The sequence below is a fragment of the Microbacterium testaceum genome, from assembly GCF_001476655.1.
In the GTDB taxonomy this organism is placed as follows: domain Bacteria; phylum Actinomycetota; class Actinomycetes; order Actinomycetales; family Microbacteriaceae; genus Microbacterium; species Microbacterium testaceum_C.
Genome location: NZ_LDRT01000014.1, coordinates 1 through 10046, shown reverse-complemented (window position 1 = coordinate 10046; position 10046 = coordinate 1). Strand labels below are relative to the sequence as shown.

Here is a 10046-nt window from a genome sequence, read left to right as displayed (position 1 = left end):
TTCCATGGCCAGAATGCGTCGCAGTTGCAGAGTTGTGTTCTTGTTCTTACACTGTCATCCCACACTTCGATGTCTGCTTCGTGCGTCGCCAACATCACGTCGCTAGAGATCCTCGGCAGCGTCAGATGTGCTTAAGCGACCGTTCCACCCCCGCCCGCACCGATAACCTGGGGGCATGCGCGTACTCCTGGCCGGCGGTGCCGGTTACATCGGAACTCACACGGCCGTCGCTCTTCTCGAAGCCGGCCACGATGTCGTCCTCCTCGATGATCTGTCGGGAACGCACGCCGTCGCCGCGGAGCGCGTGGAGCGGATCACCGGCAAGCCCGCACCGCTCGTGATCGGCGACGCCGCCGACGACGCCGTGGTGTCCGCGGTGTTCGACGAGCACGGCCCGATCGACGCGATCATCCACCTCGCGGCGTTCAAGGCCGTGGGCGAGTCCACGCAGAAGCCGCTGTCGTACTACTCCAACAACCTCGACACGACGTTCGCTCTGCTGCGCGTGGGCCTGGCCCACGGCATCCGCTCCTTCGTCTTCTCCAGCACCGGGACCGTCTACTCCGACCCCGCCGATCTGCCGTTCACCGAGGAGTCGACGACGAGCATCGACCTCTCGAACGCGTACAGCAAGTCCAAGCGCATGAACGAGGTCGTCCTCGCCGACGTCGCCCGGGTGAACCCCGACCTCAACGTCACGGTACTGCGGTACTTCAACCCCGTGGGTGCGCACCCGTCGGGCCTCATCGGTGAGGACCCCGCCGGCATCCCGAACAACCTCATGCCCTACGTCTCGCGCGTCGCGATCGGCACGCTCGACGAGGTGGGCGTCTTCGGTGACGACTACGACACCCCCGACGGCACGGGGCTGCGCGACTACATCCACGTCGTCGATCTGGCCGAGGGGCACGTCGCAGCCCTCGAGCAGGCGCAGCCGGGGCACCAGGTGCTCAACCTCGGCACGGGTCGTCCGGTGAGCGTCCTCGAGCTCGTGGCCTCGTTCGAGAAGGCGGTGGGGCACGAGCTGCCCAAGCGGATCCTCGACCGCCGCCCCGGTGACGTCGCCGCGACCTACTGCGACCCCACGAAGGCCGCGGAAGTTCTCGGCTGGCGCACGCGTCTCACCATCGACGACGCCTGCCGCGACTACTGGAACTGGCAGACGACGAACCCCGCCGGGTACGCGACGCGCGCCGACGCCGCCCCCGCCGGCGCCTGACGATCCGCGCGTAGGCTGATGTGGTCCGGCCACATCGGCCGGATCGGACGGACGGGGGATGCCATGCCGGATGCGGCACCGCGTGCGTGGCAGGTCGTCCTCGAGCGGATCGAGGCCGACCTCCGCGAGGGGCGCCTTTCGCCCGGAGATCGCCTGACGCCGGAGCGAGAGCTCGCATCGACGCTCGGCGTCGGTCGCTCGAGCGTTCGCGAGGCCATCCGCGTCCTCGAGGTGCTCGGCGTCGTGCGTACCGCGACCGGATCCGGTCCCACCGCCGGCGCGATGATCGTGACCACCCCGCGTGGTGGGCTCGCCGCGTTCCTGCGCCTGCAGGTGGCCGCGAACGGATTCCCGATCGCCGACGTCGTCCGCACCCGCGTGGTGCTCGAGGGCGACGTCGTGGAGCGGCTGGCGACCGATCCCGAAGCAGACCTCTCGGAGGTGCACGGGATCCTGGATGCCATGGATGCCGGCGCTCTCACCCGCGAGGAGTTCCTCGCCCTCGATGCGCGACTGCACCAAGCCCTCGCGGAGGCCTCGGGCAACGCCGTGGTCGCCGCGATGATGGCGGGGCTTCGCAGCTCGATCGAGTCGTATACGCAGCTCGGTGCCGCGCGCATGAGCGATTGGCCGGCCACCGCCGCACGCCTGCGCGACGAGCACCGCCACATCGTCGGCGCGGTGACCCGCGGCGACGGCGGCCTCGCGCGCGACGCGGTGCGCGGCCACATCGCCGGGTACTTCCGTCAGGTCGCCGAGGAGCTTGGCGCCCCCGCAGACCTCGCATCCGCAGAGGGCGCGTCCGCGCGCCCGTGAGAGGACTTCCATGACAGACCGACCTGTCCGCCCGCCCCGGCCTCAGCACGTGCTCGAGGTCGTGTCGACCGAGCGTCTGACTCCCCACCTCGTCCGCGTTCGCGCGCGCGGGGCGGACCTCTCGGCGTTCCGAGAGAGCGCCTTCACCGACAAGTACGTCAAGATCACCTTCGTCAAACCCGAGCTGAGGCTCGAGCCGCCCTACGACCTCGCGGCACTGCGCGAGACCCTGGCTCCGGAAGACCTTCCCGTCACGCGGACGTACACCGTGCGCGAGGTCGACGGTGACGAGCTCGCGATCGATTTCGTCGTGCACGGCGACGAGGGTCTCGCGGGGCCGTGGGCGGCGCGCGCCCAGCCGGGGGAGCGTCTCGTGGTGTCGTCCCCCGGAGGCGGTTACGCCCCCGATGCCGAGGCCGACTGGCACCTGCTGGCCGGAGACGAATCGGCGATCCCCGCGATCGCGGCCGCCCTGGACGCCCTCCCCGCGGATGCCGTGGGCGCGGTCTTCCTCGAGGTGCAGGACCGCGGCGAAGAAGTGCCGCTCACCGTCCCCGACGGCGTGCGTGTCGAATGGGTGTATCGCGGAGCAGCGAGGGCGGGGACGTCCCGCGCGCTCGTCGACGCCGTCGCCGGATGGACGCCGCCGGCCGGGCGTGGACACGTCTTCGTGCATGGTGAGCGCGAGGCCATGAAGGCTCTGCGCGACGTCATCTTCGGGCAGTGGGGACTCGCGCGCGCGCAGGTCTCGCTGTCGGGGTACTGGGCGTACGGCCGCACCGAGGACCGTTTCCAGGCCGAGAAGCGCGAACCGATCGGGCAGATCCTCTGAAGTCGTCGCCGCGCGGCTGCAGATGAGGAACGCCGCCCCGTGAGAGACCGCCACTGTCGTGTGGTGTCTCGCACGAGGCGGCGTTTCCGGTGGTGCGGGTCAGGCCTGCGCGCGCACCGGGAGCGTCGGGATCAGGGCGTCGAGGTAGTCGGCCGTGTCCTCCCAGCCGTGGACGGCGTGGCACTCGACCCCCATGGCGAGCACGGGGTAGTCGTTGCCGTCGGGGTCGAGGCGGTCGCCGACGAAGAGCATGTCGTCGAGAGGGATGCCGGTGGCGTCAGCCAGTTTGCGCATCCCGTAGGCCTTGTCGATGCCGCGGTGGGTGATGTCGACCGAGGTCGAGCCGCCCGAGCGGACCTCGAGATCGGGGATCCGGGCGGCGACGGCCTCGCGCAGCGCGTTCTTCTTCTCCCCGGTGGGGTCCCACGCCATCTTCGCGTCGAGCGGAGCGCTCTGACCGAGAGCGGAGAACGTGATCTGCGAGCCGCGGTCCTCGAGGATCTCGCCCCACGGTTCCGCCTCCCACAGGCCCAGACGCTCGGCCTCTTCGCGCACCGCGGCGAGAGCACGCGTCTTCTCGTCGTCGGTGAGGGAGTGCGCGTACACGGTCCGGATGCCGTCGGCTCCGAGGCGGTAGTACTGCGTGCCGCACGTCGGCATCAGGTGAAGGTGGTCGAGCAGCTCGGAACCGGTCTCCGGCAACCGTTCGACCACCTGGGAGCGGAACTGCTGGAGCTGGCCGCCGGAGATGATCGCGACCTCGACGCGCTCTGCGAGCGCGAGGAGGAGGTCGCCCATGCGGGGCGAGATCGCGGTCTTGGAGGGCGCAAGGGTGTCGTCGAGGTCGAAGGCGACGAGACGCGGCGAGGTGTCAGAGGGCGAGGTTTCGGACACGGTGCTCCTGCGGGGTGAGGTCAACGGGTGAGGCCGGCCGGACCCTGCGCGGGTGCACGGGATCGGTATCCACGAGGGATGTCGCGGGCTACACGGATTCTACCGAGCAGTCTCGGGTTCCCCCGTCGTGAACGAGGGCCGAGACGGGGTGAGATCAGCCGGCGACCGCCGGCCGTGAGCGGGGCGCGGCCCGGGAAACGGTCGCTCAGACCGCGAATCGGACATTCATCGGGTCGAGCCGGGGCGACCGGCGCATTCTCAGATAGCGACCGATCGGAATGATGAAAGTCTTCTCATCTCTGAGGGTAATTTGTAAACCCGTACATAAAGAATTGCCAGGTTGTCGTAGGGTGGCGGGGAACCTGAGAGGTGGGTGGGGGCCCGAACACGGTCTCTTTGCGCGCACTCCGGTGTTATTCCCATCAGAAACACATGAGATGAGCCGATGAAACGAAACATGAAGCGTGTGGGGTGGGCGGGCGCATCCGCCGCGTTGGCGCTCGCCGCAACGGGGTTCATCGCCCCGACCGCAGCGTTCGCGGGCGACGCAGAGTCCACTGCACCGACGTCGGGGCCGCAGTTCGATGCTGCCGCCAAGGCGCTGCTCAGCAGCGATGACCAGGTCAAGATCGTCGGTGCCGACGGAAACGGCAATGTCGTCGTTTACACGACCGCCGATGAAGCGAGCCTGAAGAGTGAGCCCCGCGCATTCGTCGACAACAATGCGAACGTCATTCTGAAGAAGCTCGACTCCGCTCCCAAGAAGGCGGCGTCCACGGACGTCGTCGGCGGTGCCGGTTACTTCGGCCGGGTTTCGGGTAACAGCGGGTACTCGTGCTCGGTGGGCTTCAGCGGCTTCAGCCCCTCCGGTGCCCCGGCGGTCATCAGCGCCGGCCACTGCACCCAGGACGGCGAGATCGGCGAGGTCTCCCTCACCGTGCCTCGTTCCGACACCGCCGGTGGCGGTGGCCAGGGCCCCGTGGAGCTCTCCCACACGCTGGGCGACTTCGGCTTCTCGCAGTTCGGCGGCCCCGGCAACACCGCGGGTGCCGACGGCGCCGCGGACTCGGTCGACATCTCGGTGATCGACATCACCAACGGTGACCTCGACCTCAAGCCCGAGGTCACCGACTGGTCGAACGTCGATGACCTGTCGGCATCCACGTTCCCGATCAAGTCGGTCGGCGAGGCTGAGGTCGGCCCCTTCGCGAAGTCCGGCCGTACCACCGGCTACACGCAGGGCAACATCGAAATCGTCAACGGCTGGCTCGACGTCGAGGGCCGCTGGGTCCACGGCTTCGGCGGTCCCATCGACGTCATCCAGGGTGACTCGGGTGGACCCATGTGGCAGGGTGACAAGGCCGTCGGCGTGACGTCGGCGCTCTTCGACTACCAGGGTGTCCGCTACGGCTGGGGTGCTGACCTTCTCTCGGGTCTCGCGCAGACCGACGGCTACACCGTCAAGGTCCAGGTCGATGCCCCGAAGCTCACCACCGAGGACGGCAGCACGGTCACGACCGGCTCGAGCATCTCGGGTACCGCTCAGGCCAACACCAAGCTCGTCGTGACGCCGGCGAAGGGTGACGAGTTCACCATCGACGTCGACGGCTCGGGCAACTGGAGCTTCACCGTTCCGGAGCGCCTCGGCGCCTATGACTTCACGCTGCAGTCCACGAGCGGCTACAGCAAGTCGTCCACGGTCGACGCGTCGGTGAACGTCGTGCCGCAGGCGCCGGCGATCACGTCGCCCGCCGATGGATCGTCCACCGTCTCCGAGGTCAGCAAGATCTCGGGCACCGGTCTCGTCGGAGCCACCGTCACCCTGACCGGTGACGTCAAGGCCACGGCCAAGGTCGGAGCCGACAGCACCTGGTCGGTCGACGCCGATCTCAATGAGGGGTCCTACAAGGTCAACGCCACGCAGGCGCGTGACGGCATCACCTCGGCTTCCACCTCGGTGTCCTTCGTCGTGATCCCCGCTCAGCCCACCATCGACGGCATCGTCGACGGCAGCAGCTACTCGGACTCGGCCATCCCGACCAAGGTGTCGGGCTCGGGTGAGACCGGTGCGAAGCTCTCCGTCACGCTGAACGGCGCCGAGGTCGGAACGACCGAGGTCAAGAACGGCAAGTGGTCGGTTCCCTTCGCGGACGCGCTGGCTCCCGGTGACTACACCGTCGTCGCCACGCAGACGGTGAACGGTCAGTCGAACAGCACCTCGGTGTCGTTCTCGGTCGCCGGCGCCCCCAGCCCGTCGCCCTCGCCCAGCACCCCCGGCCCGACCCCGGGTCCGCAGGGCACGCTGCCTAAGACCGGTGCCAGCGACCCCGCGCCGCTCGCTCTGGGTGCCGCAGCGCTGCTCCTGGGTGGCCTCGGAGCGGTCGGTTACCGTCGCTTCCGCCGCGTGAGCCGCTAAGCAACACGCCTCAGCGCCCCCGTCATCGCACCCTCGGGTGTGGCGGCGGGGGCGCTGTCGTTGTCGGCACCGAACCGCCTCGTGCGCGCGAGCCACGGCGCGACGCCGTTCCTCCGTCGCGAAACAGGCGGCCGCGACCGGGAAGCGGCCACCGTCCCCGATAGGGTGAGCCGGTGAGCGAAGCGGTCGAGAGCGAGAGCGGATCAGGAGATTTCGTCCAGTCCCTCGCCCGTGGACTCGAGGTGATCCGCGCTTTCGACGCCGAGCACCCCGCGCTGACGCTCAGCGACGTCGCCCGCCGGGCGGGCCTCACCCGCGCCGCCGCGCGTCGCTTCCTGCGTACTCTCGAGACGCTCGGGTACGTGCGCGCAGACGGACGGGCGTTCTCGCTCACGCCTCGCATCCTCGAGTTGGGGTTCAGCTACCTCTCCGCGCTTTCCCTCCCCGCCCTCGCGCAGCCTCACCTGGAACGCCTCTCGCGCCAGGTCGACGAGAGCGTGTCGTCGGCGGTGCTCGACGGAGCTGACATCGTGTACGTCGCGCGCGTTCCCACCCGGCGGATCATGAGCGTCGGCATCACCATCGGCACGCGGTTCCCCGCTTACGCCACCAGCATGGGGCGGGTGCTCCTCGCGGCGCTCCCCGAAGACCGCGCGCGCGAGATCATCGCCGCGTCGCGCCCCGAACCCCTCACGTCGCGAACGCGGACGGATGTCGAGGCGATCCTCGCCGAGCTCGGTGCGGTGCGCACGCAGGGGTGGTCTTTCGTCGACGGGGAGCTCGAGGAGGGGTTGCGGTCGCTGGCCGCCCCTCTGCACGACCGCGAAGGAACCGTGGTGGCCGCGGTGAACATCTCGGCGACCGCGCGGGGCGACGCGAACTCGTGGCGTGCGCAGTGCCTGTCGGATCTGCTCGCCGCCGCAGCCGACATCGACGGGGATCTCCGTCTCGTCTGATCCGCGCCGGTGGCGCCCGGGCGATGCTCCGGCCGTATTCGGGCGCCCGGCGGCGCATCGGGAAGCGGCGAGGCGGATGCCGGAACGGCGGTGTGCCGGCATCCGCCTCTTGTCGTCGCCGAGGCGTGCGCGTAAAGTCGTTCGCATAACGTACGTGCGTTCGCACAGCGAACATCCGAGGAGTCCGTGTGATCGACAAGATCGTCCCCGACGTCGCGGCCGCCGTCGCCGGCATTCGCGACGGAGCCACCGTCATGATCGGCGGATTCGGCCGCGCCGGCCAGCCCGTCGAGCTCATCGATGCGCTCATCGCGCACGGCGCGCGCGACCTCACCGTCGTCAACAACAACGCGGGCAACGGCGACACGGGGCTCGCGGCCCTTCTCGCGGCGGGGCAGGTGCGCAAGATGATCTGCTCGTTCCCGCGGCAGAGCGACTCCTGGGTGTTCGACGGGCTCTATCGTGACGGCAAGGTCGAGCTGGAGCTCGTGCCGCAGGGGAACCTGGCGGAGCGTATTCGCGCGGCCGGTGCCGGCATCGGCGGGTTCTTCACTCCGACCGGCTTCGGCACCCAGCTCGCCGAGGGCAAGGAGACGCGGCGGATCGACGGACGCGACTATGTGCTCGAGTACCCCATCCACGCCGATGCGGCGCTCATCAGCGCGCGCGCCGCCGACCGCTGGGGAAACCTCGTCTACCGGGAGACGGCCCGCAACTTCGGGCCGATCATGGCCGCGGCAGCCTCCACCACCGTCGTGCAGGTCGATGAGATCGTTCCGCTCGGCGGCCTCGACCCCGAGGCGGTCGTGACCCCCGGTCTCTATGTCGACCGCGTCGTCGCGGTGGGGGAGCGCGCGTGGCTTCATGACGGCGCGTTCGTCGGCGGCGTCGACATCGAGGGTCGTCCCCTCGCTCCCGAAGGGTCCGCGTCGTGAGTGCCCGTCGCCCCGACCGCTCGTCGGCGCCCGGCGCCTCGACGCGCGCGGTCGTCCGCACCGATCGCCGAACCCAGGAAGAGGCAGAACAGTGACCACCCGCATCTCCCGCGTGCAGCTCGCCGCCCGCGTGGCATCCGATATCCCCGAGGGCGCCGTCGTGAATCTCGGCATCGGTGCTCCCACCCTCGTCGCGGACTACCTGCCCGAGGGTCTCGAGATCGTGCTGCACACCGAGAACGGAATGCTCGGCATGGGCCCGGCTCCCGAGCGCGGCCGGGTCGACCCCGACCTCATCAATGCCGGGAAGCAGCCGGTCACCGCCCTCGCGGGCGCGGCGTACTTCCACCACGCCGACTCGTTCGCGATGATGCGCGGTGGCCACCTCGATGTGTGCGTGCTGGGTGCCTTCCAGGTGTCGGCCGGGGGCGACCTCGCGAACTGGTCGACGGGCGAGCCCGGAGCGATCCCCGCGGTCGGCGGCGCGATGGACCTCGCGATCGGCGCGAAGGACGTCTACGTCATGACCGACCTGCTCACGAAGGGCGGCGAGCCCAAGCTGGTCGCCGCCTGCAGCTACCCGCTCACCGGCGTCGGCTGCGTCTCGCGCGTCTATACCGATCACGGCGTCTTCGACGTCACCACCGACGGCTTCCGCGTCCGCGAGCTGTTCGGCGACAATACCCACGCCGAGATCGAGGCCCTGCTCGGCCTGAAGCTGGAGGCCTGACCATGCCCGCATCTTTCGTCTACGACGCCGTCCGCACTCCCTTCGCGCGGCACGGCAAGGCGTTCGCCGACGTGCGCCCCGACGATCTCGCCGCGACGGTCATGGCATCCGTCGTCGAGCGCACCGGCATCGACCCGGCTCGCATCGAAGACGTGATCTTCGGCGACGCCAACCAGGCGGGCGAAGACAACCGCAACGTCGCACGCTTCGGTGCCCTGCTCGCGGGGTTCCCCTCGTCGGTTCCGGGGACGACGATCAACCGCCTGTGCGGTTCGTCTCTCGATGCCGTCATCCAGGGCTCGCGCGCGATCGAGGCCGGCGACGCCGACGTCATCCTTGCCGGCGGCGTCGAGTCGATGACCCGCGCCCCGTTCGTCGTCGAGAAGAGCTCGCGGCCCTTCCCCGCGGCGAACCAGACGATGTGGAACACCTCGATCGGCTGGCGAATGACCAACCCGCGGTTGCGGAAGGACTGGACGATCTCCAACGGCGAGAGCGCCGAGAAGCTCGCGGAGGTCTACGGCATCTCGCGCGAGGAACAGGATGCCTTCGCCGCCCGCAGCCACCGCTTGGCCGCCGCCGCATGGGCCGACGGTCGATTCGCCGACGAGATCGTGCAGGTCGAGGGTCACGCGCTCGCTCGCGACGAGGGTATCCGCGACGACTCGACCGCCGAGGTGCTCGCGGGCCTGCGGCCGGCTTTCCGCAAGGACGGCACCGTGACCGCGGGCAACTCCTCGCCCATCAACGACGGTGCTTCGGCGGTGCTGCTGGGTTCTGAGGGGGCGGTGGATGCCGAGCCTTTGGCGCGCATCGCCGGCCGCGCCGCCTTCGGCAACGACCCCGACGTGTTCGGCGTCGCACCCGTCGAGGCGGCGAACCGCGCGCTCGCGCGGGCCGGTCGGTCATGGGCCGACGTGTCGTTCGTCGAGCTGAACGAGGCCTTCGCCTCCCAGTCACTCGCGTGCGCGACGTTGTGGACCGAGCTCGACCCCGAGTTGCTCAACCAGAACGGCGGCGCCATCGCGATCGGCCACCCCCTGGGGGCCTCGGGCGGGCGCATCATCGCCCGCGCCGCGCACGAGCTGAAGCGACGCGGTGGAGGGGTCGCCGTGACCGCGATCTGCATCGGCGTGGGGCAGGGGCTCGCGGTGGTGCTCGAGCGCTGAGTATGCGCCGGGCCGGGCGGTATCACCTCGTCCGGAGATGAGTGAGGGCCCTTCGCGAATCGCGAAGGGCCCTCACTCA

The 10046-nt window shown here is 69.7% G+C and carries 9 protein-coding genes; 8 read left to right on the top strand and 1 reads right to left on the bottom strand.

Annotated features, from left to right (window positions below; all coding sequences use genetic code 11):
* Positions 1–175: 175 nt before the first annotated feature.
* The 3 genes from galE (at position 176) to NS220_RS02755 (ending at position 2867) form a co-directional block, all read left to right on the top strand.
* The gene (gene galE, locus NS220_RS02765) at positions 176–1219 is read left to right on the top strand and encodes a UDP-glucose 4-epimerase GalE (RefSeq protein ID WP_058622579.1); all 1044 of its coding nucleotides are present in this window, start codon (positions 176–178) and stop codon (positions 1217–1219) included.
* A 63-nt stretch (positions 1220–1282) separates the two neighbouring features.
* Positions 1283–2035, top strand: a complete 753-nt coding sequence (locus NS220_RS02760) for a FadR/GntR family transcriptional regulator (protein ID WP_058622580.1) — start codon at positions 1283–1285, stop codon at positions 2033–2035.
* 10 nt (positions 2036–2045) lie between these two features.
* Positions 2046–2867, top strand: coding sequence for a siderophore-interacting protein (locus tag NS220_RS02755; RefSeq protein WP_058622578.1), 822 nt, complete (start codon positions 2046–2048; stop codon positions 2865–2867).
* A 99-nt stretch (positions 2868–2966) separates the two neighbouring features.
* On the opposite strand, the gene NS220_RS02750 is transcribed toward NS220_RS02755, so the two are convergent.
* Complete coding sequence (locus NS220_RS02750; RefSeq protein ID WP_058622577.1) at positions 2967–3761, bottom strand: HAD-IIB family hydrolase; 795 nt, start codon at positions 3759–3761, stop codon at positions 2967–2969.
* Positions 3762–4206: 445 nt separating this feature from the next.
* Between NS220_RS02750 and NS220_RS02745 the strand changes: the two genes are divergently transcribed.
* The 5 genes from NS220_RS02745 to NS220_RS02725 all read left to right on the top strand — a co-directional run bounded on the left by NS220_RS02745 (position 4207) and on the right by NS220_RS02725 (position 9967).
* Entirely contained in the window at positions 4207–6177 is a 1971-nt protein-coding gene (locus NS220_RS02745; protein ID WP_081322949.1) for an LPXTG cell wall anchor domain-containing protein, read from the top strand.
* A gap of 173 nt (positions 6178–6350) precedes the next feature.
* Complete coding sequence (locus NS220_RS02740; RefSeq protein WP_058622575.1) at positions 6351–7133, top strand: IclR family transcriptional regulator domain-containing protein; 783 nt, start codon at positions 6351–6353, stop codon at positions 7131–7133.
* Between the two features lie 188 nt (positions 7134–7321).
* On the top strand, positions 7322–8068 hold the full coding sequence (locus NS220_RS02735) for a 3-oxoacid CoA-transferase subunit A (protein ID WP_058622574.1): 747 nt from the start codon (positions 7322–7324) through the stop codon (positions 8066–8068).
* 91 nt (positions 8069–8159) lie between these two features.
* Positions 8160–8798, top strand: coding sequence for a 3-oxoacid CoA-transferase subunit B (locus NS220_RS02730; RefSeq protein WP_058622573.1), 639 nt, complete (start codon positions 8160–8162; stop codon positions 8796–8798).
* A 2-nt stretch (positions 8799–8800) separates the two neighbouring features.
* Positions 8801–9967 (top strand): thiolase family protein, encoded by a 1167-nt coding sequence (locus NS220_RS02725; RefSeq protein ID WP_058622572.1) that lies wholly within the window; start codon positions 8801–8803, stop codon positions 9965–9967.
* Positions 9968–10046 lie beyond the last annotated feature (79 nt).